At 71.3% G+C, this 23,204-nt stretch carries 24 protein-coding genes; 4 read left to right on the top strand and 20 right to left on the bottom strand.

Annotated elements, in window-relative coordinates; translation table 11 throughout:
• Nucleotides 1-74: 74 nt before the first annotated feature.
• The 4 genes from FHU37_RS13295 to FHU37_RS13280 all read right to left on the bottom strand — a co-directional run bounded on the left by FHU37_RS13295 (nucleotide 75) and on the right by FHU37_RS13280 (nucleotide 2,797).
• Entirely contained in the window at nucleotides 75-971 is an 897-nt protein-coding gene (locus FHU37_RS13295) for a helix-turn-helix domain-containing protein (protein WP_312892592.1), read from the bottom strand.
• Nucleotides 914-1,426, bottom strand: a complete 513-nt coding sequence (locus FHU37_RS13290; RefSeq protein WP_179814390.1) for a DUF6879 family protein — start codon at nucleotides 1,424-1,426, stop codon at nucleotides 914-916. The genes FHU37_RS13295 and FHU37_RS13290 overlap by 58 nt, the downstream gene beginning before the upstream one ends.
• Before the next feature lie 279 nt (nucleotides 1,427-1,705).
• Entirely contained in the window at nucleotides 1,706-1,903 is a 198-nt protein-coding gene (locus tag FHU37_RS13285) for a DUF397 domain-containing protein (RefSeq protein WP_179814389.1), read from the bottom strand.
• 9 nt (nucleotides 1,904-1,912) lie between these two features.
• Entirely contained in the window at nucleotides 1,913-2,797 is an 885-nt protein-coding gene (locus FHU37_RS13280) for a helix-turn-helix domain-containing protein (RefSeq protein WP_179814388.1), read from the bottom strand.
• Nucleotides 2,798-3,057: 260 nt separating this feature from the next.
• Here FHU37_RS13280 and FHU37_RS13275 point away from each other — a divergent pair, with 260 nt between their 5' ends.
• Complete coding sequence (locus tag FHU37_RS13275) at nucleotides 3,058-3,552, top strand: ATP-binding protein (protein WP_179814387.1); 495 nt, start codon at nucleotides 3,058-3,060, stop codon at nucleotides 3,550-3,552.
• A gap of 63 nt (nucleotides 3,553-3,615) precedes the next feature.
• Here FHU37_RS13275 and FHU37_RS13270 read toward each other — a convergent pair whose 3' ends face one another.
• The 3 genes from FHU37_RS13270 to FHU37_RS13260 are packed head-to-tail and all read right to left on the bottom strand — an operon-like array spanning nucleotide 3,616 to nucleotide 6,140.
• Nucleotides 3,616-4,611 (bottom strand): ABC transporter substrate-binding protein, encoded by a 996-nt coding sequence (locus tag FHU37_RS13270; RefSeq protein ID WP_179814386.1) that lies wholly within the window; start codon nucleotides 4,609-4,611, stop codon nucleotides 3,616-3,618.
• 4 nt (nucleotides 4,612-4,615) lie between these two features.
• A complete protein-coding gene (locus FHU37_RS13265) occupies nucleotides 4,616-5,386 on the bottom strand; it encodes an ABC transporter permease (protein ID WP_179814385.1) in 771 nt (256 codons plus the stop codon).
• Nucleotides 5,373-6,140, bottom strand: a complete 768-nt coding sequence (locus FHU37_RS13260) for an ABC transporter permease (protein WP_312892591.1) — start codon at nucleotides 6,138-6,140, stop codon at nucleotides 5,373-5,375. The genes FHU37_RS13265 and FHU37_RS13260 overlap by 14 nt, the downstream gene beginning before the upstream one ends.
• A gap of 175 nt (nucleotides 6,141-6,315) precedes the next feature.
• Here FHU37_RS13260 and FHU37_RS13255 point away from each other — a divergent pair, with 175 nt between their 5' ends.
• The gene (locus FHU37_RS13255; protein ID WP_179814384.1) at nucleotides 6,316-7,488 is read left to right on the top strand and encodes an ABC transporter ATP-binding protein; all 1,173 of its coding nucleotides are present in this window, start codon (nucleotides 6,316-6,318) and stop codon (nucleotides 7,486-7,488) included.
• Between the two features lie 61 nt (nucleotides 7,489-7,549).
• Here the strand turns inward: FHU37_RS13255 and FHU37_RS13250 are convergent, their stop codons facing one another.
• Nucleotides 7,550-8,374, bottom strand: a complete 825-nt coding sequence (locus FHU37_RS13250; RefSeq protein WP_179814383.1) for an NAD(P)H-binding protein — start codon at nucleotides 8,372-8,374, stop codon at nucleotides 7,550-7,552.
• Between the two features lie 130 nt (nucleotides 8,375-8,504).
• Between FHU37_RS13250 and FHU37_RS13245 the strand changes: the two genes are divergently transcribed.
• Entirely contained in the window at nucleotides 8,505-8,891 is a 387-nt protein-coding gene (locus FHU37_RS13245) for a winged helix-turn-helix transcriptional regulator (protein WP_179816244.1), read from the top strand.
• A gap of 76 nt (nucleotides 8,892-8,967) precedes the next feature.
• Here FHU37_RS13245 and FHU37_RS13240 read toward each other — a convergent pair whose 3' ends face one another.
• Together FHU37_RS13240 and FHU37_RS28995 are read right to left on the bottom strand one after the other, a co-directional pair.
• On the bottom strand, nucleotides 8,968-10,107 hold the full coding sequence (locus tag FHU37_RS13240) for an NHL repeat-containing protein (protein WP_179814382.1): 1,140 nt from the start codon (nucleotides 10,105-10,107) through the stop codon (nucleotides 8,968-8,970).
• 96 nt (nucleotides 10,108-10,203) lie between these two features.
• On the bottom strand, nucleotides 10,204-11,769 hold the full coding sequence (locus FHU37_RS28995) for an endonuclease/exonuclease/phosphatase family protein (protein ID WP_179814381.1): 1,566 nt from the start codon (nucleotides 11,767-11,769) through the stop codon (nucleotides 10,204-10,206).
• Nucleotides 11,770-11,983: 214 nt separating this feature from the next.
• Between FHU37_RS28995 and FHU37_RS13230 the strand changes: the two genes are divergently transcribed.
• Entirely contained in the window at nucleotides 11,984-12,310 is a 327-nt protein-coding gene (locus FHU37_RS13230; protein ID WP_179814380.1) for a hypothetical protein, read from the top strand.
• 66 nt (nucleotides 12,311-12,376) lie between these two features.
• On the opposite strand, the gene FHU37_RS13225 is transcribed toward FHU37_RS13230, so the two are convergent.
• The 10 genes from FHU37_RS13225 to FHU37_RS13180 form a co-directional block, all read right to left on the bottom strand.
• A complete protein-coding gene (locus tag FHU37_RS13225) occupies nucleotides 12,377-12,892 on the bottom strand; it encodes a DUF3180 domain-containing protein (protein ID WP_179814379.1) in 516 nt (171 codons plus the stop codon).
• Nucleotides 12,893-13,063: 171 nt separating this feature from the next.
• Nucleotides 13,064-13,651 carry a 2-amino-4-hydroxy-6-hydroxymethyldihydropteridine diphosphokinase gene (folK, locus tag FHU37_RS13220; protein ID WP_179814378.1) on the bottom strand — a complete coding sequence of 196 codons (588 nt, stop codon included), beginning with the start codon at nucleotides 13,649-13,651 and terminating at the stop codon, nucleotides 13,064-13,066.
• A complete protein-coding gene (gene folB, locus FHU37_RS13215) occupies nucleotides 13,641-14,012 on the bottom strand; it encodes a dihydroneopterin aldolase (RefSeq protein ID WP_179814377.1) in 372 nt (123 codons plus the stop codon). Before folB ends, folK begins: the two co-directional genes overlap by 11 nt.
• A 555-nt stretch (nucleotides 14,013-14,567) precedes the next feature.
• Nucleotides 14,568-15,203 carry a nuclear transport factor 2 family protein gene (locus FHU37_RS13210; protein WP_179814376.1) on the bottom strand — a complete coding sequence of 212 codons (636 nt, stop codon included), beginning with the start codon at nucleotides 15,201-15,203 and terminating at the stop codon, nucleotides 14,568-14,570.
• Nucleotides 15,200-16,009: a dihydropteroate synthase gene (gene folP, locus FHU37_RS13205; RefSeq protein WP_179816243.1), complete on the bottom strand. Its 810-nt coding sequence runs from the start codon at nucleotides 16,007-16,009 to the stop codon at nucleotides 15,200-15,202. The genes FHU37_RS13210 and folP overlap by 4 nt, the downstream gene beginning before the upstream one ends.
• A 610-nt stretch (nucleotides 16,010-16,619) precedes the next feature.
• Nucleotides 16,620-17,249: a GTP cyclohydrolase I FolE gene (gene folE / locus FHU37_RS13200; RefSeq protein WP_179814375.1), complete on the bottom strand. Its 630-nt coding sequence runs from the start codon at nucleotides 17,247-17,249 to the stop codon at nucleotides 16,620-16,622.
• A gap of 10 nt (nucleotides 17,250-17,259) precedes the next feature.
• Nucleotides 17,260-19,404 (bottom strand): ATP-dependent zinc metalloprotease FtsH, encoded by a 2,145-nt coding sequence (gene ftsH, locus FHU37_RS13195; protein ID WP_179814374.1) that lies wholly within the window; start codon nucleotides 19,402-19,404, stop codon nucleotides 17,260-17,262.
• 335 nt (nucleotides 19,405-19,739) lie between these two features.
• Complete coding sequence (gene hpt / locus FHU37_RS13190; protein WP_179814373.1) at nucleotides 19,740-20,294, bottom strand: hypoxanthine phosphoribosyltransferase; 555 nt, start codon at nucleotides 20,292-20,294, stop codon at nucleotides 19,740-19,742.
• Nucleotides 20,295-20,359: 65 nt separating this feature from the next.
• Nucleotides 20,360-21,523: a tRNA lysidine(34) synthetase TilS gene (gene tilS / locus FHU37_RS13185; protein WP_179814372.1), complete on the bottom strand. Its 1,164-nt coding sequence runs from the start codon at nucleotides 21,521-21,523 to the stop codon at nucleotides 20,360-20,362.
• 376 nt (nucleotides 21,524-21,899) lie between these two features.
• On the bottom strand, nucleotides 21,900-23,144 hold the full coding sequence (locus FHU37_RS13180; RefSeq protein WP_246449853.1) for an Rv3626c family coenzyme F420 biosynthesis-associated protein: 1,245 nt from the start codon (nucleotides 23,142-23,144) through the stop codon (nucleotides 21,900-21,902).
• Nucleotides 23,145-23,204 lie beyond the last annotated feature (60 nt).

The following is a 23,204-nucleotide window of genomic DNA, read 5'->3' as shown; positions in this document are numbered from 1 at the left end:
TGTTCGGTGTTCCTCCACGATAGCCACGGTCGCGGGAGAGCAGGGGCCCGATTCTCGTAACCGCATAGACTTCTCTACCGAAGGTCGTCCGCCCAGCCTCGGAGTAGTGTTCGAGCATCCTCGTCGAAGGCAGCTTTCGTAGCGAAGAAGTCAAAGAGTGCGTGGTAGTGCTCGACGTCCTTGGGATCGCGGAGGACGAGCTGCCCGGTGAAGAGCTCGATCGTGACGAGGCTCTGATCGTAGGTGACGAAGGTGTGGTAGGCGCCTTCGGGAAGCCGCGTGGATAGCGGGATGACTCCGAGGCGCACGGTCGGCATCTTTGAGATGGACGCGAGGTGGTCGATCTGTAGTGCCATGACCGAAGGTTCACACAGCTGCCACCGGATCGCGGATTCCGTAAGAAGAAAGTCGAACTTCTTGCTTTTGTCATGCAGGACGGACTGGCGTTCCAGCTTCAGCGCTATGGCACGTGACGCGTCACCGCTTGCCGGCTCGATGGGTGTGTTCATTGCCGCCTGCATGTACTGAGGCAGTTGCAGAAGACCGGTGACGAGCGTGGGGAGGAAGTGTCGCATGCGGCGCGAGTTCGCTTCCAGGGCGGCGAGTTCGCGTTGCTTGTGGTGAAGCCCTCGACGAACTGAGGCGCGTATGTCCTGGTACTCGGTGTTGGCTACGCGGGTGAGGTTGAGGAGTTGGTCGCACGTGTCCTGGTCCACGCCCAGGCCGTTGAGGATCTGCTGCACGTCGATGATGGAGGGGAGAATCCGGCCTGTCTCGATGCGGGAGATCTTGCTCTGACTCATTCCGCACCGGAGAGCCAACCGCTCTCCCGACAGGCCGGACGCCCTGCGCAGATCCCTGAGGGCGGACGCCAGGATCTGGCGATCACGCCCAGCTTGGCTCGGGTCCAGCTTCAACCTTGGATGTACTCCGCGAACGGCACCGACAGACTGACCGCCAAGTCCTTCCACTCTCGATACTTGGCCAGGTCAGGGTCAGTCAGCAGCTCTCGGCTGATCTGCGTTCCATCTTCCCGGTAGTGCATCAGCACCACGCTGGAGTCATCGAACATCCAGAAGTCCTGTTGAGGGATTCCTGGGTTCTCCATATCGGTCAGGTCAAGGATCCGGACCTCCTCACCCGCTCGCGCGGTGTACGCGTAGACCGCGAACTCGTACCGCAGGTAATCCGTAAGAGGCCGCCGGATCACGTGAACACGACCGATGCTCCGACCAGTGTGCCGGAAGGAGCGCACGCGGATCAGCCAGGGATCATCATCGGGGATGTTGAGCTCTCCCGTGGCGAGGAACGAGTCGAATTCTTCTTGTTCTTCGGCCATCGTGTACACAGGATGCGTCTCCAGCCGGAACGCATCATGCTGGAAGGAATCGAAGAACTTCTGCCAGTCGTCACCAACCAAGTACACGGGCAGCCTCGCGAAGAATGTGCTCTGGAACCTCCACGACCGACTCTCCGTCCGGCGCGGGATGATCGACGATGCTGCCCTGGACCGCGATCGTTCCCCTGTCGGTGGTGTACACGGTCGGGCAGTCCCCTCGACCGCAGTTCTCACCTGAAACTAAGGTCAGCTTCATGACCCTCCCAGCCTCGCGCTGCCATGCGGACACCTGACCAGGAACGTAAGCATCCCGCTACTGCGAGTCAAGCTCCATGCACGTTGTTGCATAGATTGGCCAGTCGAGCATCAGAAGGCAAAGTCGTCGAACTCGCCGGCCTTCACGCCTTGGATGAAGGCGGCGAGTTTGGCCGGGGTGGTGGTGATGATTGTGGAGGGGTCGTCGCTCTCGCGGATTGCGATCATTCCGTCCTGAGACACTGCGACCTCTATGCAGTTGTCTTCACTGGAACTGAATGAGGATTTTCGCCAACGAATTTGGAGCATGTCAGAGTCCTAGAGGGTATAGAGGATGTGCTGAAGAAGTCCCACAGTGCTCTTCTCGCTGTTCACTCCGGAAGACATTTTCTCCACGGCCGGAAGCCCTCTACGGGCGAGCCCTGCATGCAAGTTTTTATACCTATCGATCGATTCACTGTCACGAATGAACAAGGAGCTCACTGGATGTTCAACAAAGACGGTGCTCAGCTCTGAGACTTCATCCCCGAGGAACACATAGGTCCCATTGAGAGCTGGATGAATGCTACCTTCGAAGGGGATCACCTGGATCGTCACGTTCGGAAGCTCGCCCATCTCAATAAGCCGCAGAAGCTGCTGGCGCATGACGGCAGGCCCTCCCACCCCAACCCTCAGAGCCGCTTCATGGATGATCGCATGGTACTCGGGGGCATTTTCTCCAACAAGGATCTGCTGCCGCTGCAAACGGAAGCTCAGCCTTGCCTCTAGCTCGCCCGCAGACAGCGGATAGTCCACGCCGTCGAAGATGGATCGGGCGTATCCCTCCGTTTGAAGCAGCCCTGGGATGAAGAGAGTCTCAAACGTCCAGATGTAGGACGCATGGAACTCTAGCTCCGCCAGATCAAGGGTGGACTGCTTGAGTCGCCCCCGGTAGCTGCTCCACCATCCCCTGCTTCGCTCCTGGGCCCGCTCGACAAGGGCTGCGACGAAGGTGGCATCCGTGCATCCATACGACTCGGCCAGCAGTTGTACACGCTCTGGTCGAATGCCGAGGCGAGCCGCCTCGATGTGGCTGATCCTGCTGCGATCGAGTCCGAGCAGGGCTGCCGCCTCTGGCGGCTGGACGCCCGCCCGCTCCCTGAGCTTGCGCAGCTCGGCGCCGAGACGAAGTTGACGTTCGGTCGGGTTTGTCCTGGGTGGCATGAGCTTCTTCCTCTGACCTGAGCAGGCACGTTACAGATATGGGCTACCTCGCTCGGGTCGCACCGTATCGAAGAGGTTGCAGCGGTGCCACCTTTGGGCCTACCGTCTGTACCACGCTGCTCACACGCTGATGCCGGAAGAGCACCGCGTGAGCATGCCCCTCCATCCCTGGGAGAGGTGTGCTCGCGCCCAGGGAGGCGGGCCACCGGCGAACGCAGAGCCGCAACAACTCCACTCCCGCCGATACACGGAGTTTCCGCATGTGCACCAGGCTATGCCCTGCCTCCGCCCGCGACGACGCCCCCGACCACGCCCCCGTCCCTCCCTCCAGCGACAACTTCACCTACTCGCTGGGACTCCCGGGCGGTGCCTTCTGCGCCTCCTTCGCCCGCGCCGCGGTCCGCCGGCTTCTCACACTCCACCAACTCGACGAGCTCGTCGACCTCACCGAGCTCACCGTCTCCGAACTGCTCTCCAGCGCCTACCTCTACACCCCCAACACCGAGGTGAGTCTCTGGCTGCGCTGGCGCTTCGGCGAACTCCGTCTCACCGTCTTCGACCAGCACACCTCCCACCTAATCCCCCAGGCCCGCGACTGCCAGAACGAGCGCTGTCGTTCCCTCAACCTCCTCTCCCGAGTCCTGGCGGCCTGCGGCGGCGACTGGGGGATCGAGCAGCGGTACCCTCCCGTGCCCGGTACCTCGCTGTGGGCGTCCCTCCGGCCTGAAGGGGCCAGGCGGTTCGCGGCGTTGTGACGGGAGAACAGCGAAGGGCGGTGGCTCCGGGGAACCCCGGAGCCACCGCCCGCAGCTCTCCTCCTACAGAAGGCCCTGCTCGGTCAGGTAGTCGCGGGCCACGTCCTCGGGCTTGAGGCGTTCGGCGTCCACCTGGCGGTTGAGCTCGGTCAGGTCCTCCGTGGTGAGGACGGCGGTCAGCTCGTTCAGCGCCGCCGCGACGTCCTCCCCACCGGCCGACTCGGCGTTCACGACCGGCAGCACGTTGTCGGCGTTCTGGAGGTTCTTGTCGTCCTCCAGCAGCACCAGGTCGAACTGCTCCAGCGTGGCGTCCGTGGTCGTGGTCAGGACCATGTCGTCCTCGCCGTTCGCCACGGCCTGCTTGGCCTGGACGGTCCCGACGCCCAGCGGGTCGATGGCCTCGATCTCGATGCCGTACGTCTCCTCCAGCCCCGGCTGGCAGAACGGGCGGCTGACGCACTCGTCGCCGGCCGCCAGGCGGATCGGCTGGCCCAGTTCCCCCAGGTCGGTCAGCGTCTGGAGGTCGTTGGCCTCGGCGAACTCGCGGCTGACGGCGAAGGCGTTCTGGTCGACCGCCTCGCCGGCGTCCAGCACCGCCAGGCCGAGCGGTTCGGCGAGTTCACGCAGCGCCGCCACCGTGGCGTCCACGTCGGGTGAGGCCACGGGTTCGGCGTCGGCGCCGTTGGCCTTGGTGTTCAGGAACTCGGCGAGGGTCGCGGCGTACTCCGGCACCACGTCGATCTCGCCGGACTCCAGCGCCGGCTCGTAGAGCTCGCGGTTGTTGGCCGTCTGGATCTCGACCGTCCAGCCGTCGGCCCGCAGCACCTGCGCGTACATCTCGGCGAGGACCTGGCTCTCGGTGAAGCCGGCCGAGCCGACCGTCAGCTCGCCCTTCTCCCCCGAGCCGGAGCCCGAACCGGAACCGGAGCCCGGGGACGCCTCGCCGCCGCCCGTGCCGCTCTCCTCCAGGCTCTCCCCGCCACCACAGGCGGTCAGGGTCACCGCCGTGGCCAGCGCGACCGCCACCCCGGCGAGCCGTCTGCGGGAACGTCTGTTCATGTGCTCAACCACCTGTCGTCACGCCGGTCACGGTCGTCCGTGACTCCGGCTTGCTCGTCGAAGGACCGGTCGGTCGCCGTGATCGCGACGCCCGCGACCGCGCCGTCCGCCGTCGCGGGTCCAGCAGCCACTGGGCGACGGCGAGGGCGACCTCCACCACCAGGGCCAGCACCGCCACCAGCACGGCGCCGGCCAGCACCTGCGGGGTGTCGCGCAGGCTGAAGCCGGCCGTGATGATCCGGCCGAGGCCGCCCTCCCCGGGGATGGCGGCGAGCGTCGCGGTCGCGACCAGCTGCACGGCGGCCGTCCGCACACCCGTCACCACCAGCGGCAGCGCCAGCGGCAGCTCCACCCGGGTGAACAGCTGCCAGCCGGACATGCCCATGCCGGTGGCGGCCCGCACCACGTCGCGGTCGACCTCCCGCATGCCGACGTAGGCGTTGGTCAGCACCGGCGGCAGGGCGAACAGCACCAGGGCGATGACCGTGGGCAGCGAGCCGTACCGGCCCAGCGGGCTGAGCAGGAGCAGCACCAGCACCGCGAACGTCGGCACGGCCCGGCCCACGTTGGACAGGTTCACGGCGAGCGCCCCGCCCCGGCCGATGTGCCCGAGCCACAGGCCCACCGGGAGGGCGAGCAGGCAGGAGATCAGCAGGCACACGCCGGTGAGGAACATGTGCTCGCCAAAACGATTCGGCACGCCGTTCGGGCCGGACCAGTGCGTCGGGTCGAGCAGCCAGTCCCAGGCCCCGGCGACCACCTCAGCCGGCCCCATCCGTGATCACCTCCGTCCCCCGCGCCGGGCGGCGCCCCCGCCTGGCCCGGCCGTCCGTGCGCAGCCACGGCGTGCAGGCCCGTTGCAGCGCCAGCAGCAGGAGGTCGAAGGCCACGGCGATCACCACGCAGAGCACCGACGCGGTCAGCACCTGCGCGCGGAAGTAGCTGCTCATCCCGGAGTAGATGAGGTTCCCCAGGCCCCCGTGCCCCACGATGGCGCCCACGGTGGTCAGGGCCACCGCCGAGACGGTCGCGATGCGCACCCCGGCCATCATCGACGGCAGGGCCAGCGGCAGTTCCACCGAGAGCAGCAGCCGCAGCGGCCCGTACCCCATCCCGCGGGCCGCCCGGCGGACGTCCTCCGGCACGGAGGCGAGCCCGGCCAGGAAGTTCCGCACCAGGACGGTGAGCGAGTACAGCACCAGCCCGGTGACGACGGTGGCGGAGGACAGCCCGAACAGCGGCAGCAGCAGCGAGAACATCGCCAGCGACGGCACCGTGTAGAGCAGGGTGGTCAGGCCGACCACCGGTAGTTCCAGCCGGGGCAGCCGGCGCACCAGCAGCGCGAGCGGCAGGGCGACCAGGATCGCGAGCAGCACCGCCGAGCCGGTCAGCGCCAGGTGCTCGCCGACCGCCTGGAGCAGTTCCTCGGACCGGGTCCGCACGTACTCCGGGCAGATCCAGGCGTTGGCGGCGAGGCAGTCGGCGCCGTCGGCCCGCGGCAGGGTGGTGGCGGTCTGCGGCGGGATCACGCGCCCCAACCTACCCGTCGTCCCCTCACCCACACTCAGGATTAAAGATGACAAGATTAATAACACTGTGTGGAGGCCGATCCCGGATGTCCGAATCACCCGCCCGGCCGTCACCACCGAGGGGTAGCGTGCAAGCGAGCCGCACGGCGGACCCCAACGAGGACGGCAGCACCGCATGATCAGGTTCGAGGACGTCGGCAAGCGCTACCCCGACGGCACCGTGGCCGTGGACGGGCTGTCCATGGAGATCCACGAGGGCGAGCTGGTCACCCTCGTCGGCCCCTCCGGCTGCGGCAAGACCACCACCATGACCATGGTCAACCGGCTCACCGAGCCCACCTCCGGCCGAGTGCTGCTGGACGGGAAGGACGTCGCCACCCAGGACCCGGTCCGGCTGCGGCGGCGCATCGGCTACGTCATCCAGCAGGTCGGCCTCTTCCCGCACCGCACCGTGCTGGACAACACCGCGACCGTCCCCACGCTGCTCGGCCGCACCCGCCGCGAGGCCCGTTCCCGCGCCGCCGAGCTGCTGGAGCTCGTCGGACTGGACCCGGCCACCCACGGCGAGCGCTACCCCCACCAGCTCTCCGGCGGCGAACGGCAGCGCGTCGGCGTCGCCCGCGCGCTGGCCGCCGACCCGCCCGTGCTGCTGATGGACGAGCCTTTCGGGGCCGTCGACCCGGTGGTGCGCGAGCGGCTCCAGGGCGAGTTCCGCCGGCTCCAGGCGCGGATGCGCAAGACCGTGCTGTTCGTCACCCACGACATCGAGGAGGCCGTGCGGCTCGGCGACCGGATGGCCGTGTTCGCCAAGGGCCGGCTCGCCCAGCTCGACACGCCCGCCCGCGTCCTGGGCGACCCGGCCGACGACTACGTGGCCGGCTTCGTCGGCGCCGACCGGGGCCTGAAGCGGCTCTCGGTCACCCCGGTGGACACCCGCGACCTCGAACAGCCGCCGATCGTGCGCCTCGACGACCCGGCGGAGGACGCCGCCCGGCGGATGCGGGCGGACGGCGTCCGCTGGGCCGTCGTCCTCGACGAGGCCGGCGGCCTGCACGGCTGGGTGTCCGGGCAGGCGCTGCCGGACGGCGGCACCGTCCGCGACCACGCGCGCCGGATGGACGCCTGGGTTCCCCGGGACGCCAGCCTCAAGCAGGCGTTCAGCACCATGCTGCAGCACGACGCCGGCTGGGTGGCCGTGCTCGACGGCGAGGGCGGGCGGTTCCTCGGCGTGCTCACCCCCGCCCTGCTGCACGCCGCGCTGCGCCGCTCGGTGGGCGTCGAGACCGGACGGCTGGACCGGGACCAGGTCGAGACCGGCCCGGTTCCCGGGGACGGCGCGGGCTTCTAGCGGGCTTCCGGCGGGTTGCCCAGCCGGCCGCCCACCGGAACGCCGCCCACCGGGACGCCGCCTACCGGAACGCCGCGACGTTGCGGGCCACCCACGCGGCGAAGGTGTGGGCCGGGCGGCCGAGGACCTTCTCCACGTCGGGGCTCACCCGCTGCTCGTCGGCCGACGGCCTGCCGAGGATGCCGAGGGTGGCCTCCACCACCGGGGCGGGCATGAAGCGCAGCATCCGCTCCCGGGCCTCCGCCTCGCTCAGCTCGACGAACCGCACCGGCTCGCCGAGCGCCTCCCCGATCGCCGCGGCCTGCTGGCGGGGGGAGACCGGCTCCGGCCCGGTCAGCACGTAGCTGGCACCGGCGTGTCCGGGTTCCCGCAGCGTGGCGGCGGCGACCTCGGCGATGTCGAGCGGGTCGATGGTCGGCAGCGCCACGTCGCCGAACGGCGCCGCGATCGCCCGCTGGGTACGGACGCCCTCGGCCCACTGGAAGGCGTTGGAGTCGAAGCCGCCGGGCCGCAGCACCGTCCACTCCAGGCCGGAGCCGCGGACGGCGTCCTCCAGGCCCGGGGCGTGGCGTCCGGTGCCGACGCCCTGGGAGGACAGCAGCACGACCCGCCGCACGCCCGCCGCGTCGGCGGCCTTCAGGAGTGGGCGGATGTCGCCACCGGACCCCAGGAACTCGCCCGAGGTCAGCAGGAACAGCGCCTCGGCGCCGTCGAGTACGGGACGGACGCTCTCCGCCTCGGCGAGGTCCGCCCGGTGGTGCCGCACGCCCGCCGGCAGGTCCGCCGCGGGGCGGCGGGAGACGGCCGTCACCCGCTCACCTGCCGCGGCCAGCGCCTCCACCAGCGGCCGTCCGACGTTGCCGGTCGCTCCGGTCACCACGATCATGTTCGCTCCCCACCTGTCGTGTACCGCGTGTTCACGCGTGGACAGGAGGAAGCTATCGTCGCCGGGATAGTAGGTACCTAGGGGAAAGTAATGGGGAAAGGGGCCTGTTGTGACCGAGACCACACTGGAGATGGCGCGTGCCGAGATCGACCCGGAGGCGGCCTGCCCGATCGCCCCGGTGGTCGACATCGTGTTCAGCCGCTGGACCACGCCGATCCTGTGGGCGCTCAACGAGTACGGGCGGCAGCGGTTCGTGGAGCTGGAACGCCGCATCACCTCGATAACCCCCAAGGTGCTCACCCAGCGGCTGCGGCAGTTGGAGCGCGACGGGCTGGTGGTGCGCACCTACCACCCCGAGGTTCCGCCCCGGGTGGAGTACGAGATCAGCGAGCTGGGCCGCAGCCTCGCGCCGCTGTTCGCCTCGCTCGCCGAATGGGCGGCCGGCAACCTGGAGAAGGTCGAGCGGGCCCGACAGGACTACGACGGCCGGGAACCGCTCCCCGGCCGTCGCGCCTGACCCGCCCCGTCACCCACCACCGGCCTCACCCATCACCGGTGGGGCCGGTGGGTGAGGTGGGGCCGGTGGGGCGCCGTCATCCCCGGACGGCCGTGAAGGCCGGGAAGTAGTCCTCCGGCGTCACCGCCAGGGAGGACTGCCGGCCGACCACCCACACCCGGCCCCGCTCGTCGGTCGTCGCGCCGTACAGCCAGCCGGCGCCGGCCGGCTCCTCGGCGGGGTGGAAGCGGCCGTCCCGGCCGAGCGTCAGGATGTAGTCGCCGTCCGGATCCGCGACCGAGTCCTGGGTCTCCCCCACGGCCACCGGCCGGCCGTTGCCGTCGATGGTCACGTCGAAGAGCTGTCCGGTCTCGGCGGGGGTCGGCACCTCCCGCCAGCGCTCCCCGTCGAAGTGCACGACGACCGGGCGCCGCCACAGCTCCTCGTCGCGCAGGTGGCCCACCGCCCAGACGTCGTCCTCGCCGCGCGCGGCGATCCCGTCGAACAGGGCGCCGTCGAGGTGCGCCGGCAGTTCCTGCTCGCTCCACTGCTCGCCGTCGAAGTGCTTCACGCCGTCCCCGACGGCGTAGAGGCTGTCGTCGGCCAGCGGGAGCACCGCCGCCGCGTAGCCGAGGGCGTCGGCGCCCGGCGCGCTCTCCCACGCCCCCTCCTCGGTGCGGGTGAGCACGACGGAGTTGAAGGTGCCGTCGCCCGGGGAGAACGTGCCGGTGACCCAGACGGTCCCGTCCTCGGTGGCGGCCACGGTGTCGAGGGAGCTGAACGCGTGCTCCGGCAGCGGGACGTCCACCACCTCCCACCGGGTGCCGTCCCAGTGCTGGACCAGGGCGCGGGAGCCGTACTCACTCCCCTCGACGGGGTGGGCGGTGCCGACGGCCCAGACGTCGTCCGGCGCCAGCACGTCCAGGTCGTACAGCCGCGCGTACTCCACCGGCTGCTCGGTGGCCTCCCAGGCGTTCCCGGTCCACCGCAGGGCGACCGGGTCGTAGGGCCCCTCCCCCGCACGGACGTCGTTGAGGGCGCCGCCGACCGCCCAGGTCGCGCCGCCGGCGCTGTCCACGTCGCCGAGGATGGTGTTCGACAGGGGCGGGATGACGGAGCGCCAGCGCGCCGCCTCGGCGAAGGCGGGCGCGGCGCTGGTGGCCACGGTGACCAGGCCGACGGCGAGCGTCAGCGCCAGGCGGCCGGCGGTGGTCCGCCGGGTGCGGTGGTGGGACATGAGGACGACCCCCGGGGTACTGGTTGGGTGGGGCACGGCGAACACCGCGCCCACCCGTACCGACGCACCGGCCGAGCCGCCGCGTCACAGTCCCGGTCAGGTCGTCTTGGGGTTCACCCGGTAGGTGGTGATCACGGCCGCGTGGTCGGAGGGCCACCGGTTGTACCAGTAGTGGGGGTACCGCCCCCACTCCGCGTGCTGCTCCGCCGGTGCGGGGTTCCCCGCCACCTGGGTGTGGGAGGCGAGGACGTCGAGCCTCCTGCCCTTGTGGAACACGAAGTCGATCCGGTCCTGCGGCTCGACGCGCGGCGGATCCACCTCCCGGTTGTTCCACAGCTGCGCCGGGGACCAGGTGAGCCCGGGGTACGCGCGCCGGTCCGGGTGGGCGACGCGGTAGGAGTCGGCGAAGCCCTTCTCCTCCAGCAGGGTGGTGGCGGGCCAGTTCCGCATGTCGCCACTGTGCAGCGCGGACTCCCAGTCCAGGTGGGAGGGGCAGTTGAAGTCCCCCAGGACGAGGACCGGCGAGGCGTCCGCGTCGCCCAGCTGCGTCCGGATCTTCTGGAGGATCCCGGTCATTTCCTCCTTGTGCTCCGTCGCCTTCTCCGCCTCCCGGACCGCGCGGGTGAACCTCCGCTTCCCCACCGGGGCCTCGTAGGGGGAGTACGGGTCGTAGTTGAGGTGGACTCCGCAGATCTGCAAGACCAGATCACCGACCTTGACGGCCGTCCGCAGGTGATCGGTGCCGGATCCGCTCAGTTTCTCGTCGACGGGATAGCGGCTGAGCAGGCCGACGTCCTTGACGTCCGAATCCGGGTGCATGTGGTGGTACCAGCCCAGCCTCGCCGCGAGGTCCTTGACGGTCTGGTGCTCCTCGTCGTCGTGCACCTCCTGGAGGCCGACGATGTCGACGTCCTGCTCCAGGAGCACGCGCATCACCTTGGCGAGGCCGTCGTAGACGCGGTCCCCGTCGTACCACAGGTTCCAGGTGGCGATCCGGAGTTGGTCGACCAGCGGTCCGTCGGCGTCGCGCACCGGCACGGTCAGCGCCACGCTGGTCTCCGCCCCGGTGTCGTCGGCCTGCGCGGTGACGACGATGTGCCCGGGCCGTCCGGCGAAGTCCTCCGGCGCCTCGCCGGTCACCTTCCCCGCCTCGGTGACGTCCAGCCAGTCGTCTCCCCCGGCCTTCTCGAAGGTCACGTCGTGGCCGAAGGCCTCCAGGATTCCCGTGAGATCGACGTCGCAGCGCTCCCCGACCCTGATATTGGCCGTGCTGAAGGAGTCCGCGCAGAAGTAGGGGGCGTCGCTCAGGCTGAACCTGACCGGGCCGTCGAGGCAGACGTCCGCGGCGTTCCCCTCGTAGAGGTAGAGCGCGTAGTCCCCCGGCGTGATGCCCTTGCCCCCTTCCTTGCCGCCATCGGTCGAGAGGCCGGAGAAGGTGACGACGCCGGCGCACCCGGGTGCGTACTGGAAGGTGACGCTCTTCTCCTTCGCCCCGTCGACCCTGCGCAGGTCGATCCAGTTGTTCGGCTTTCCGCTCTCGGACTGGTAGAAGACCGGGATGTCTGCCCCGGGCCTGATCTCCTCGCTGGTGAAGAGGGAGATCATGTTCTTCTTCTCGCGCATGGTGGTGGTTCCCGGCTTGACGGACGTGCTCCTTCGCACGTCCCCACCCTGCGGAGTCCCTCCGGCGGGTGACCAGGTCTGCGGGGCCGAACGGGTGAAGATCACGCGCGGGTGTCCTGGCCGGCCGCACAGCGCGGGCGAAACATCCGAGAAACAGCCCGATAACTCACACGCGTGACTCTCTGCATCCGTTTGGCTGCATACGGGCACCATCTGGCTGTCCCGTCCACCCCCAACCGGGAGGAAGAGTCCCATGCGTCTTTCCAGGATCCTCGCCACGACCGTCAGCGCCGCCGCGCTCGTCATGCCGCTGGCCGGCACCGCCCAGGCCGCCGAGGGCACCCTGAACGTCTACGCCACCGTGCTGACCAACCCGGAGAGCAACCGCTGCCTCCCGCTGGAGAACACGGGGCAGCAGTACTACTGGAACAACACCAACGAGCGCGCCCACTTCTACACCACGGCCGACTGCTCCGGCACCGAGTCGGCCGTCATCAACCCGGGCGGCGAGGGCTGGGCCGTGGGCGCGATCCGCGTGGTCTTCAACCCGGTGCCGCCGGCGGCGGACAATCCCCGCTGAGAACGCACCGAGAGCCCGGCCCCGTGTTGCTCGGGGGCGGGCTCTCGGTGTGCTCGGTGGAGCGGGCTAGAAGTGCGGGTGGTGGTGGTCGGTGTCGGGGCCCTCGTCGGCGGGGGCGCCGAGGGCCTCCGGGTCCTCCGGGAGCCGGCAGATGCGTTCCAGCAGGAACGCCGCCGCGATCACCGCCACCGCGGCGAGCACGGACAGGCCGCTGAGGTAGATGTCGCCGCGGCGGGTGGAGACGCTCCAGTCCGGCAGCAGGAAGGTCCCGAGGCCGGCGTAGACGCCGAGCACCGCCGAGGAGACCAGCGCGCTGGCCTGCCCGAAGACCACCGCCCGCGCGGCCACCAGCGGGTTCACCCCGCGCGCGCCCGGCACGCGGTCGCGCTGCTCCCGGAGCCGGTTGCGGAAGGTGATCGCCGTGGCGCCGAGGGCCGCCGCGATCAGCAGCAGCACGATCGGCGCCGCCGGCGGGACCCCGGGCACCGTGCCGTAGGAGCGCCACAGCCCGAAGGCACCCCAGCTCAGCAGTCCGGTGACCGCCGCGGTGGCGACGAGCGTTGACAGGCGTAGCGGCTTCACGGGCGGCTAGCTCCTCACGAGGTGCGAACTTCACCAGGCGTAGGCGACTTCACCAGGCTTAAAGGCCCACGGCGGCGCGGAGTTCCCGCGGCGGCGAAACTCCCGCCGTCCCTCCACGATCGGCCCTGGGCGTGCCCGCCCGGGGTCGGGCCACCCGGTGAGCCCCCGGGTTCACTCCGGCAGGTGCAGCGAGAGGTCGTCGCGGCGGGTGACGCCCTCGATGCCGACCTCGGCCAGCAGGTCGGCGACCGGGCCGTGCCCCGGTACCACGGCGTCCGGGTCGATCTCGTTCCACGGGGCCAGGACGAAGCCGCGCTCGTGCGCGCGGGGGTGCGGCAGGGTCAGCTGGTCGTCACTGGTGATGACGTCCTCGTAGGCGAGGATGTCCACGTCCAGGGTGCGCGGGCCCCAGCGCTCCTCCCGGACCCGCTCGTACGCCTCCTCGATGGCGTTGGCGCGCTCCAGCAGCGAGGACGGCGGCAGGGTGGTGCGCACCAGGACGACGGCGTTGAAGTAGGTCGGCTGGTCCGCCGGGCCGCCCACCGGCTCGGTCTCGTAGACGCCGGAGACTTTCTTGACCCGCATGCCGGGGGTGTCGCCGAGCGAGTCGATGGCGCCCTGGAGCATGTCCAGGCGGTTGCCGAGGTTGCTGCCGAGGGCCACCACGGCGGTGCGGGGGTTCTGCAGGGTGGTGTCGGCGTCGTCGACCTTCCGCTCCACGTCGGGGGCCACGGGTGTGGTGGTCGGGTCACTGCTCATGAGCACGGCTCCGTACGATCGTGATGGTGACGTCGTCGAACGGGACGGTGATGGGGGCCTCCGGCTTGTGGACGGTCACCTCCACCTCCCGCACCGCTTGGTGTTCCAGGCACTGGTCGGCGATCCGCTGGGCGAGCGTCTCGATCAGATCGACCGGTTCCCCTTCCACCACGGCGACCACCTGCTCGGCGACGATCCCGTAGTGCACGGTGGACGCGAGATCGTCCCCCGCCGCCGCCGGACGCGTGTCCAGGCGCAGTTCGAGGTCGACCACGAAGGTCTGCCCCTTCTCGCGCTCCTCGGGGAAAACCCCGTGGTGCCCCACGGCGCGCAGGCCGCGCAGCGCCACCCGGTCGAGCATGTGTCCGTCTCCTGTCCTGGCGTTGAGTGGGTCGGCGCCCCGTCGAGGAACAGCTGGGCCGACCGGGGCCGCGCCCGATGCACGGCGGCACCGACTCCCCGCCGGTGCCCGACTCCCCCATGCCCCGTCGGTCGGCGGTGTAAGCCGCCCGCGCCCGGTGCATCGTCACGCTCAGGCGGATTCCGTGCCGACGGCGGTGGGCACGGCCCACCGCGACCAGCGGCGGGTTCGGTCGTCGGTTCGAATCTACCCGCACAGGGCCGAGCCGCCCATGCCCCTCGGCCGCTTTCTCGCTCCGCGGGCACCCGACGAAAGCGGACGAAGCGGGGCGAAGAACCGGCAGTGAGTCGTATCTCACCGGCACCAAAGATCCCAAGCGACACGGATGGGCGCTGAAGACACAGAAGGTCACAGAAGCCCACGGAAAGACACAGAAGCCCCTTGTGGCACAAGTCACGCGAGTGCCTCAAGGGGCTCGTGGGCCCCAGCGGGGCCGGTCGTTCCCGTTGCGGGCCCCCGGACCGGTCGCCGGGGGCCGTTCGTGGCGCGCGGTGGCTACAGGCTGTCGCCGCTCGGCTCCACCGGGGGCTCGTCACCCTCGTCGTCCTCGCCGACCATCACCGGCGAGCCGTGGTGCGCCCACACCCGCCAGCCGGCGTCGGTGCGGCGCAGCACGGTGGTGGCCACGGCCATGCCGCCGACCAGCGGCCCGGGCCCCTCGGCCTCCTCCGGGCCGCCCGCGTCGAGCAGCCCGCCGAGGCCCTCGGCGAGCTCGTCGGCGTCCTCGGAGCCGTTGCCCTCCCCGGTCAGCTCGGCGATCTCCTCCTCCGAGGCGCCGCTGAGGACGTTCTCGGTGCAGGTGAGCAGGGCGGTGTCGCCGGCCACCCGGATCTCGGTGTCGGTGATGAAGTACTGGATGTACTCGGTGTTCGCCATGATCAGCGCGTAGGCGCGGAGCACCGAGGACCGGCCGCGGATCAGCGGCCAGCCGGGGTGCACGCAGCTGACGGAGTCGGCGTCCTCGCCGTCCAGCCACAGGTCGGACAGCGCCGCGAGGTCACCGCGCTCCACGGCGTCGTAGAAGGCCACGTTCACCGCCTCGATGGCGGCGACGTCGAGGGCGACGGACGGGTGGTCCGGTCCCCCGGGACGCCCCGGGCGGCCGGCCGGGCCTTCGATTCCTCCGGTCATCGTGCGGCTCCTCGGATCGCGGCGGCGACGCGGACGGCGTCCGCCGTCGGCGGCACGTCATGTACCCGGACCGCCCACGCTCCCCGGTCGGCGGCGAGCGCCGAGATCGCGGCCGTGGCCGCGTCCCGTCCGGCGGCCGGGCGTGGGTTGCCCTCACCGTCGGCCAGCAGCTTGCCCAGGAACCCCTTGCGTGACGCCGCCACGAGGACGGGACGGCCCAGGGCGAGCAGCCGGTCGAGCCCGGCGAGCAGCTGCCAGTTGTGCTCGGCCGTCTTGGCGAAGCCCAGGCCGGGATCCAGAACGGTCCGCTCCGGATCGATGCCGGCGGCGACGACCTCGTCGAGGCGGCGGCGGAGTTCGTCGGCGACCTGCGCGGCGGTGCCGCGCGGATCGTCGTACACGGCGCGGGACTGCATGTCGACGCTCTGCCCCCGCCAGTGCATCACCACGAACGGCGCCCCGGTCTCGGCGACCACCCGCAGCATGGCGGGGTCCGCGAGGCCGCCGCTGACGTCGTTGACCAGGCGGGCGCCGCTCTCCAGGGCGGCGGAGGCGACACGGGCGCGCATGGTGTCCACGCTGAGCACGGCGCCGGCGGCGGCCAGCTCCCGCACCACCGGCAGCACCCGGCGCAGCTCCTCCGCCTCGGACACCCGGGAGGCTCCGGGGCGGGTGGACTCCCCGCCGACGTCGATCAGGTCGGCGCCCTGCTCCAGCAGTTCCAGGCCGTGGGCTACGGCGGCGTCGGTGTCGAACCACCGGCCGCCGTCGGAGAAGGAGTCGGGGGTGACGTTCACCACGCCCATGACAGCGCACCGGCCGTACTCGGGGAGTCCGACCACGTGCCCGGGGCGGGGGTGCGGGCGGGCCTCCGGCGCCGTGCCGGCGGCCTGGCCGTGTTCGACGCCGGGGTGGCCGGAGGCAGGGCCGTGACCTGCCTGGTTGTCGGCCGGGACCCCGGCCCACGCCGCGGGGCGCGCCTGGACCGGGGCGCCGTGCGGATCGGCGGTGACTGTCATGACATCCAGACTAGTGCCGTAGGGATTCAGGGCTGCTCGACGCCTACCCGGTCCCCATCCGGCCATCCTTCCCGCGCTCCGGACACGGCCGCCGGCGGCCACCGCCGGGGCGGGGGTGGGCCGGGAGCGGGCGGGGGGCCGCCGGGGATGGGCCGGGAGCGGGCGGGCAACGCCCGGTAGGGGGCCTCGGGTGGGCCCCCTGATTCCAGGATCCCAGGAGGGCGGGGTGGGCGGACAGTCCCCTTCCCCAGCCTGTGGACAACTCCTGCGGGCGGAAGCCCGGAAAGCGCGGGAAGCCTTCGGGCCCGGCCGGGGTGGCCGGGCCCGAAGGCTTCTCACTGTGTGGTGCCGGGTCCCACTGGTGCGCCGGCGTGCCGCCGGGAGGCGGCGCGGGCGGTCAGCCGCGGAGCAGGCTCATCGCCTCGGCGCGGGTCACCGCGTCGCGCAGCTGTCCGCGCACCGCCGAGGTGGCCGTCTTGGCCCCCGGCTTGCGGATGCCCCGCATCGACATGCACAGGTGCTCGCACTCCACCACGACGATCACGCCGCGCGGCTGGAGTATTCGCATCAGGGCGTCCGCCACCTGCGAAGTGAGACGTTCCTGCACCTGGGGGCGCCGGGCGTAGACCTCGACCAGCCGGGCCAGCTTGGACAGGCCGGTGATCCGGCCGTCCGTCGCCGGGATGTACCCCACGTGGGCGACACCGTGGAACGGCACCAGGTGGTGCTCGCACACGCTGTACACCTCGATGTCCTTGACCAGCACCATCTCGTCGTGGCCGAGGTCGAAGGTGGTGGTCAGGACCTCCTCGGGGTCCTGACGCAGCCCGGCGAACATCTCCTGGTAGGCGCGCGCCACGCGCGCCGGCGTGTCCCGGAGCCCATCGCGGTCGGGGTCCTCCCCGACCGCGATGAGCAGTTCACGCACGGCCCGCGCGGCGCGGTCGAAGTCGAACTCGCCGACCGCTCGTCCACGGTGGGTGATCGGCTCGTTCTGGGGCTCGGTCAGCGTGACCGGATCGGTCATGTGGTTGGACTCAGCCTTCCGGACGTTCCTCCGGCAGCCGCGGCAGCTGCACGGTCTCCGAGATCGCGCTCGTGTCCCCGATGCCGTTCCCGCTGACGGGCCCGACGCCGTTGCCGGTGCCCGCGCCGTTCGCGGAGGCGCCGTTGGTCGATCCGTTGGCCGAACCGTTGGACGATCCGCTCGCCGTCGCGGTGCCGCCGACGCCACCGGTGGTGGCCGCCGCCGGAGCCAGCTCCTTGGGCGACATCACCGGGGGACGGGTGGACGGCTGGCGCCGCGCCGACCCCGTCCAGGCCGGACGCGCCGGGCGCTTGACGATGGGAGCGAAGATCTCGGCGATCTCGTTCTTGTTCAGCGTCTCCTTCTCCAGGAGCGCGAGAACCAGGTTATCCAGGACGTCGCGGTTCTCGACGAGGATCTCCCACGCCTCGTTGTGGGCGACCTCGATGAGCTTCTTGACCTCCTCGTCCACCAGGGCCGCGACCGACTCGGAGTAGTCCCGCTGGTGACCAAGCTCACGCCCGAGGAACGGCTCGCCGTCCGAGGAGCCGAGCTTGATCGCGCCGAGGCGCTCGGTCATGCCGTACTGGGTGACCATCGCCCGGGCCACGCTGGTGGCCTTCTCGATGTCGTTGGCCGCGCCGGTGGTCGGGTCGTGGAAGACCAGTTCCTCGGCCGCCCGGCCGCCCAGCATGTAGGCGAGCTGGTCGAGCATCTCGTTGCGGGTGGTGGAGTACTTGTCCTCGTCCGGCAGCACCATCGTGTAGCCCAGGGCACGGCCCCGGGACAGGATGGTGATCTTGTGCACCGGGTCGCTGTTCGGAGAGGCCGCCGCGACCAGGGCGTGTCCGCCCTCGTGGTACGCGGTGATCTTCTTCTCCTTGTCGCTCATGATCCGGGTGCGCTTCTGCGGGCCGGCGACCACGCGGTCGATGGCCTCGTCCAGCACCTTGTTGTCGATGAGCTTCTTGTCCCCGCGGGCGGTCAGCAGCGCCGCCTCGTTGAGCACGTTGGCCAGGTCGGCACCGGTGAAGCCGGGGGTGCGCCGGGCGACGGCCATCAGGTCGACGTCCGGGTCGATCGGCTTGCCCTTCTGGTGCACCTGCAGGATCTGCAGACGGCCCTGGAGGTCGGGGCGCTCCACCGCGATCTGCCGGTCGAAGCGGCCCGGGCGCAGCAGCGCCGGGTCCAGGATGTCCGGCCGGTTGGTGGCCGCGATCAGGATCACGCCGCCCTTGACGTCGAAGCCGTCCATCTCGACGAGCAGCTGGTTCAGGGTCTGCTCGCGCTCGTCGTGGCCGCCGCCCATGCCGGCGCCGCGGTGCCGGCCGACGGCGTCGATCTCGTCCACGAAGACGATCGCCGGGGCGTTCGCCTTGGCCTGCTCGAACAGGTCGCGGACCCGGGAGGCGCCGACACCGACGAACATCTCGACGAAGTCGGAACCGGAGATCGAGTAGAACGGCACCCCGGCCTCGCCGGCCACGGCGCGGGCCAGCAGGGTCTTGCCGGTGCCGGGCGGGCCGTAGAGCAGAACGCCCTTGGGGATCTTGGCGCCGACGGCCTGGAACTTCGCCGGCTCCTGGAGGAACTCCTTGATCTCCTGGAGCTCCTCGACGGCCTCGTCGGCCCCGGCCACGTCGGCGAACGTCGTCTTCGGGGTGTCCTTGGTGATCAGCTTGGCCTTGGACCGCCCGAAGTTCATCACCCGGGAGCCGCCGCCCTGCATCTGGTTCATCAGGAACAGGAAGACGACCACGATGAGCACGAAGGGCAGCAGGGACAGCAGGATCGAGACGAAGGCGTTCTGCTCCGTCTCGCTGACCGTGTAGGAACCTTCGAGGTCGCCGCTGTCGTAGCGGGACTGGAGCATCTTGGCGATGTCCACGCCCTGGCTGTCGATGTACGACGCCTGGACCCGGTCCTCGCCGTCGATCTCCTGGCCGTCCTTGAGCTCGACCTTGATCATCTGGTCGTTGCCCGTGGTGAGCTCGGCCTGCTGGACCTGCCCCTGTGTGATCGCCGCGATGACCTTGCCGGTGTCGACCGTCTGGTAGCCGCCCGAACTGGAGACGACCTGCATCAGTACGATCACGGCGAGGACGGCCAGCACGATCCACATGACCGGTGTACGGAAGAAGCGCTTCACGTCCATCCATGCGGGGCGGCTGCGCCCCGTCCCTCCTGCCAGATTGAGGCACCTGGCGACGTTCCCGTCGCCGGCGCGTCCACTTGTGCCCGGGTTCCCCCGGCCCCGACCCACCCGGATCGGCTCCTCCGAACCGCGGCGGAGACCGACGATCGGCGGGCCGTACCGAACCATTGTCACCCGGAACCGGGTGGAAGCGGCAACGGTCCCGATCCGGACGGGTTCGAGCAGCTCAACGAAGGAGCGTGCGGAGCGGTTCCCGCCGCCCCTCCCGCCGTGGCCGGGTGCGGCCCGCCGCCCCACGGCGCGGCCGTGGGGCGGCGGGCGGGACGGCGCCGGGTTCAGCCGCCGTAGACGTGCGGGGCGAGCGTGCCGACGAACGGCAGGTTGCGGTACCGCTCCGCGTAGTCGAGGCCGTAGCCGACCACGAACTCGTTCGGGATGTCGAAGCCCACGTACTTGACCTCGATGTTCACCTGCGCCGCCTCCGGCTTGCGCAGCAGCGTGGCCACCTCCAGGGAGGCCGGGCCGCGCGAGCCGAGGTTGCTCAGCAGCCAGGAGAGGGTCAGCCCGGAGTCGATGATGTCCTCGACCACGAGCACGTCGCGGCCCGCGATGTCAACGTCGAGGTCCTTGAGGATCCTCACCACACCGGAGGACTTCGTTCCGGAGCCGTAGGAGGAGACCGCCATCCAGTCCATGGTCACCGGCGAGTGCAGCACCCGCGCCAGGTCCGCCATGACCATCACGGCACCCTTGAGCACGCCGATGAGGAGCAGATCACGCCCCGCGTAGTCCTGGTCGATGCGCTCGCCGAGCTCCCGCAGTTTCGCGGAGATCTCGTCCTGCGTGATGAGCACCTTGGCGAGATCGGCGCCCATGTCCTTGTCGTCCACCCGCAGCTGTCCCAATCGTGTCGTCCGGCTGACGAGCCATGACGGCCGGTCCGGAGCCGGTTTGCCTACCGGAAGACCAGCGTGCCACACGTCCGGACGACGCTGACGCCGCCCGGCAGGTGCAGCGGGCCCTGACCGCGCCAGGCGGTCACCAGCCGGTCGACCTGCTCGATGTGCCGGGCGAACAGCTCGCCGCCGGGGCTCCCGGCGTCCAGGGCGGCACGGCGCAGCACCCGGCGGCGGACGGCGGCGGGCAGTTCGGCCAGCACGTCGGCGCGGAAGGCGTTCGGGGGCGCGGGGGTCGCGCCGGCGGTCTCGGCGGGGGCCTGGGCGGCCTCGGCGGGGGTGTGAGAGCTCTCACCGGCGGCCTGCGGGGCCCCGGCGGCCTGCGGGGCGCCGCTGGCCTGCGGGGCGGCGGTGGCGCGGGGGGCGCCGGCGGTGTGCGGGGCGCCGTGGGGGCGGTGGGGCGCGGCCTCGGGCGCGGGGAGCGGGACGCGGGCGCGGGCGGCGGCCTCGGCGGCCCAGGCGTCCAGTGCGTCGGCGTCGTCGCGGAAGAGTCGGGCGGTGCGGGCCAGGGCCTCGGTGACGCCCTTGCCGAGGGCCTTCTCCAGCACCGGCAGCACGTCGTTGCGGACCCGGACCCGGGTGTAGGCGGCGTCGGCGTTGTGCGGGTCCTCCCACACGGCGAGGCCCTGCACCAGGCAGGCCTGGCGGGTGGTGGTGCGGTCCAGGTCGAGGAAGGGGCGGCGGTAGCGGCCGCGGACGGGCGGCATCCCGGCCAGCGAGCGGGCGCCGGAGCCGCGGGCGAGGCCGAGCAGCACGGTCTCCGCCTGGTCGTCGCGGGTGTGGCCGAGCAGGACGGCGGCGGCGCCGTGGTGCTCGGCGGCGGCGTCCAGGGCCTGGTAGCGGGCGGTGCGGGCGGCGGCCTCCGGGCCGCCGCGGCTGCCCACCCGGACCCCGAGGGCGTCCACCGGGTCGAGGCCGAGGGCGCGCAGTCTGGCGGCCACCTCCAGCGCGCGGGCCGTGGAGCCGGCCTGCAGGCCGTGGTCGACGGTGACGGCGCCGGCGCGCCAGGTCGCCTTGGGGGCCTCGAAGGCGACCGCCGAGGCGAGCGCCATGGAATCGGCGCCGCCGCTGCACGCGACCAGCACCAGGTCGTCGGGGGCGAGGTCGGCGAGCGCTCGCCGGACCGCCAGGCGTATCGATGCCACCGCCGGGTGTGGACCCATGACCCACCACTCCTTAACGCTGCTCCGGGCGCCGGTGGCGGCTTCCGCCGGGCTGCGCACCGGACGGGAGACGTCCCCGGCACGATTCCTACGATCGCGCACGCACACCGGGCAGCGGAACCGGGGCGTGGAACCGGTCACGGCCGGACGGGCCGCCGGCCGACGGGCGAACCGGCCGCGTGGGGCGTCCGGCGTGGCGCGGGGCCGGGGTCCGGGGCGGGCCCGCGGCCGATGCGATGCCACGGTGGGGCGACAGCCCGATGGTGACAGACCACGGCCGCCACCCTGGGTGACGCGCGCACTACCGGATCGATCATCGCCCGTTCGGGTGAGCGTTCCGCTCGGAAGCGATCGTTCCGGTTCGCCCGGATGGCGATCAGTGATCCGCGCCCGGTTCCCTCCCCTGGTCGCCCTCGGGGTCGGGGCCGCGGTCGGCGGCGTCCGGCGCCGACTCCGGCCGGGACTTCGCGCCCCAGGCGCCGCCGGAGTGCACCCGGTCCACCCAGGCCTGCGGGGTGTGGATCTCGGCGCGGGTCGGCAGGGTGTTGGGGGAGGTCCACACCCGGTTGAAGCCCTCCATGCCGACCCGCTCCACGACGGTGCGGACGAACCGCTCGCCCTCCTGGTACTGCCGCAGCTTGGCGTCCAGGCCGAGCACCCGGCGCAGCACCTGGTCGAGTCGGCCGGCCCCGCGCTCCCGGCGGCGGGTGAACTTCTCCCGGATCTCCCGCACCGAGGGCACGACGTCCGGGCCCACCCCGTCCATGACGTAGTCGGCGTGGCCCTCCAGCAGCGACATCACGGCGGTCAGCCGTTGCAGGATCTCCCGCTGCACCGGGGTCTGCACCAGGTCGGCCAGCGTGGGCGCCTCCTCGCCGGCGTCGGGTTCGGCGGGCTCGGGGCGCTCCCGGTCCCGCAGCGCGCGCAGCCGCCCCTGCACGCCGCCGCCGGACTGCACCGCCTCGCGCAGCCGGCCGAACATGGTGCCCGGGTCCATCTCGGTCTCCGCCAGGAAGGCGCGGATCTCGCCCTCCAGGTGGTCGCGGAGCCACGGGACGGCGGTGAACTGGGTGCGGTGGGTCTCCTCGTGCAGGCACACCCACAGCCGGAAGTCGTGCGGGTCGACCTCCAGGTCACGCTCCACCTGGACGATGTTCGGGGCGACCAGCAGCAGCCGCCCGGGCACGGACGGGCCGAGCGGGGAGAACGTCTCGAACTGGCCCAGCACCCGGGAGGAGAGCACGGCCAGCAGGGTGCCGACCTCCACACCGGTGATCTTGCTGCCGACGCCGGCCAGCGCCTCGGCCGCCGGGCCGGCGCCGCGCCGCTCGCGCAGCTTCTCGGTGAGCGGGCTGAGCACGGCGGCGAAGCCGGCGGCGTTGGCCCGCACCCAGCCCGGGCGGTCCACGACCAGCACCGGGCCGCCGTCGACCTCCGGCTCCGGGAGGGTGAGGCGGGTGAAGGACCGCACGGGCTCGACGGAGGCGGCGGCGTGCCGGCGCAGCTCCGCCACGACGGCTCGCGCCTCATCCCTCCCGATGTCCGGGCCGGGGCGCACCAGCCGCGTCGCCGTCGCGACGGCGACGTTCCAGTCGACCATGGTGTCGGCTTCACTCGTCATGCGTTCACCTTAGTTCGCGCGGGCGCCTTTGGGTCCGGCTGGCCGGATCACCTCCGTCCG

It is taken from the genome of Allostreptomyces psammosilenae (assembly GCF_013407765.1).
Lineage (GTDB): Bacteria > Actinomycetota > Actinomycetes > Streptomycetales > Streptomycetaceae > Allostreptomyces > Allostreptomyces psammosilenae.
The sequence above is the reverse complement of the archived record's forward strand: the minus strand, read 5'-3'. Positions and strand labels throughout refer to the sequence as shown.

Excerpts from the sequence above, each read along its gene's own strand:
- FHU37_RS13285 (WP_179814389.1), bottom strand. The coding sequence starts at position 1,903 with ATGCTCCAAATTCGTTGGCGAAAATCCTCATTCAGTTCCAGTGAAGAC.
- FHU37_RS13280 (WP_179814388.1), bottom strand. The coding sequence starts at position 2,797 with ATGCCACCCAGGACAAACCCGACCGAACGTCAACTTCGTCTCGGCGCC.
- FHU37_RS13275 (WP_179814387.1), top strand. The coding sequence starts at position 3,058 with ATGTGCACCAGGCTATGCCCTGCCTCCGCCCGCGACGACGCCCCCGAC.
- FHU37_RS13270 (WP_179814386.1), bottom strand. The coding sequence starts at position 4,611 with ATGAACAGACGTTCCCGCAGACGGCTCGCCGGGGTGGCGGTCGCGCTG.
- FHU37_RS13265 (WP_179814385.1), bottom strand. The coding sequence starts at position 5,386 with ATGGGGCCGGCTGAGGTGGTCGCCGGGGCCTGGGACTGGCTGCTCGAC.
- FHU37_RS13255 (WP_179814384.1), top strand. The coding sequence starts at position 6,316 with ATGATCAGGTTCGAGGACGTCGGCAAGCGCTACCCCGACGGCACCGTG.
- FHU37_RS13250 (WP_179814383.1), bottom strand. The coding sequence starts at position 8,374 with ATGATCGTGGTGACCGGAGCGACCGGCAACGTCGGACGGCCGCTGGTG.
- FHU37_RS13245 (WP_179816244.1), top strand. The coding sequence starts at position 8,505 with ATGGCGCGTGCCGAGATCGACCCGGAGGCGGCCTGCCCGATCGCCCCG.
- FHU37_RS13240 (WP_179814382.1), bottom strand. The coding sequence starts at position 10,107 with ATGTCCCACCACCGCACCCGGCGGACCACCGCCGGCCGCCTGGCGCTG.
- FHU37_RS13230 (WP_179814380.1), top strand. The coding sequence starts at position 11,984 with ATGCGTCTTTCCAGGATCCTCGCCACGACCGTCAGCGCCGCCGCGCTC.
- folK (WP_179814378.1), bottom strand. The coding sequence starts at position 13,651 with ATGAGCAGTGACCCGACCACCACACCCGTGGCCCCCGACGTGGAGCGG.
- folB (WP_179814377.1), bottom strand. The coding sequence starts at position 14,012 with ATGCTCGACCGGGTGGCGCTGCGCGGCCTGCGCGCCGTGGGGCACCAC.
- FHU37_RS13210 (WP_179814376.1), bottom strand. The coding sequence starts at position 15,203 with ATGACCGGAGGAATCGAAGGCCCGGCCGGCCGCCCGGGGCGTCCCGGG.
- folP (WP_179816243.1), bottom strand. The coding sequence starts at position 16,009 with ATGGGCGTGGTGAACGTCACCCCCGACTCCTTCTCCGACGGCGGCCGG.
- folE (WP_179814375.1), bottom strand. The coding sequence starts at position 17,249 with ATGACCGATCCGGTCACGCTGACCGAGCCCCAGAACGAGCCGATCACC.
- ftsH (WP_179814374.1), bottom strand. The coding sequence starts at position 19,404 with ATGGACGTGAAGCGCTTCTTCCGTACACCGGTCATGTGGATCGTGCTG.
- tilS (WP_179814372.1), bottom strand. The coding sequence starts at position 21,523 with ATGGGTCCACACCCGGCGGTGGCATCGATACGCCTGGCGGTCCGGCGA.
- FHU37_RS13180 (WP_246449853.1), bottom strand. The coding sequence starts at position 23,144 with ATGACGAGTGAAGCCGACACCATGGTCGACTGGAACGTCGCCGTCGCG.